This window comes from Brevundimonas sp. (assembly GCF_030682035.1).
In the GTDB taxonomy this organism is placed as follows: domain Bacteria; phylum Pseudomonadota; class Alphaproteobacteria; order Caulobacterales; family Caulobacteraceae; genus Brevundimonas.
In genome coordinates, this window is the sequence record NZ_JAUXQZ010000011.1 from 1 (window position 1) to 1,799 (window position 1,799).

The following is a 1,799-nucleotide window of genomic DNA, read 5'->3' on the forward strand; positions in this document are numbered from 1 at the left end:
AGGCACCAGTGCCCGGCGCTGGCCATCGGCATTGGCGGACTTGTCCAGTGGGCGCAGCGGACAAAGGATTTGGCCGGTCCGCGCATCGACCAGATCGACCCGGCTCAAGTCCCAGCGGGCGTAACGCAGGTGGACCTGCACAAGGTGACGGTAAGCGGCAGGAATCTCGAAGCGAGCTCCTGCCAGGCTCACCGTGCCGTCGGAACGTCGTTGCCGGCGCGCCACCTCGATGCGAAATGCCGCGGCCAGATCCGCCGCCGTGGGGCAGTCGCGCCGGACATTGGGGCCGGCCAGATAGCGGGCCAGCGGCGTGGTGCCGATCTCGGAATGGAGCGTGCGGTGATACTCCTGTTCGACCCAGGCTTGAGTCGCCTGATTGAGCAGATCCAGTGTGACGGACGCTTCGCCTTCCAGCATCGCCATCAGGCGTCCCTCGACGCGTCCCCAGAAGGACTCCTGCTTGGCATTCTGGTACGGTGAATACGGCAGCGTCGTCTGATGCACGATCCCCAGAGCGGCCAGGCCGGACACGGTCTCATCGGCCAGCATGGCCGCCCCGTTGTCGGTCATCAGGGCACGTGGCAGTCCGCGTTTCATGAACGCCTGCGACAGGCCATGAACCAGGCTCTCGGCCGTCTCATCGAGATACCACTGCAAGTGGCAAACCAGACGCGAGCGGTCGTCGATGACGCCCAGCAGCATCGGTTTGACCCAGGTGCCTGCGCGCCCCAGTACCTTGCGCGACGCGTGATGGAAATCGAGGTGCCACAGCGCACTGACGTGATCGACTTCGAAGCTACGGACCTCCAGGCGTTCGAGCCGGTCGCGGGCCAGGAGCGCCCCCGCGGTGGCGCGTTTCGGACGGGCCTGACGGAACATGCCGCGGGCTGTCAGATACCGCCGGATCGTCGGATACGACGGGACAGCGGCATCGCTGCCGGCCAAGGCGGCGCGCAGGTTGTCGACGTGCAGTTGCATGGTCCAGCCCGGGTGTTCGCGATACTGGGCGCCAAGGACTTCGATGACGCGAGGGGCGAGGCTGGGGAAGCGGCCGACGTCGTCGCGCAAGCGGTTCCTAAGGGCAGCGACCGGATCGGAGGCCGACTTGGCCGCGTAGTACCAGCGCTCCAGGGTCGAGACACCGAAGCCAATCTCCTGATCGGTTAGCGGATGGCGCCAGGACTTGGCGGCCAGGGATTTGAGCGCCGCCTGCAACTCCCCCTCGGGCGGCGGTGCGGCCAGTAGTGGGCCAATGATCGAGAAGCGCAGGCGCGCCCATCGATCACGCGGGGATGGATCGACAACAGGTTTCAAGAGGGTCTCCCGGTGGGCGGCGCCAGCGGCACCGCGACTGGGAGTGAAGGCTATAAGCCCTCGCCATCGCTGGCTATCTGCATCCTCTGCGGGTGGTCACCGCCCCTCTCGGACTGCGATCAGGGATCGGACGGTGAGCGGCGTGAGAAAGAGCAGCAGGCGCAACAAAGGCTCGGCCGTTTGACCAGTAAAGCGGTCGAGGAGTGCGCCGGGCAGTCGCCCGGCCGCCACCGGCGGCATGAAGCGGGCGCACTGCGCCTGCCACAGCGGAGTCAGGGCAAAGTCGGTCTGCCACCACCGGCGCCAGCGTTCCAGCGTCCGGATCGGAATCCCCGATCCCGCCTCAAGCCGCGCTGCCGCTGGTGTCTGCCCGGCATGCCGGGCAGACACCAGCACCACCGCCAATCCAAGGTACACGCGCCGTCCGAGAAAGCGTACCGACATCGAGGTGCACCGTTTGCGGCACACGCTGCAGCAGAAACTGA

2 protein-coding genes are annotated in these 1,799 nt (G+C 66.7%); both read right to left on the bottom strand.

The features are described from left to right. Positions 1-1,314, bottom strand: a 1,314-nt coding sequence (locus Q8K49_RS01830) for a DDE-type integrase/transposase/recombinase (RefSeq protein WP_305303723.1), incomplete at its 3' end; no start/stop codon positions are given. A gap of 96 nt (positions 1,315-1,410) precedes the next feature. Further along, a partial coding sequence (locus tag Q8K49_RS01835) for a hypothetical protein (RefSeq protein ID WP_305303724.1) occupies positions 1,411-1,799 on the bottom strand: 389 nt, incomplete at its 5' end.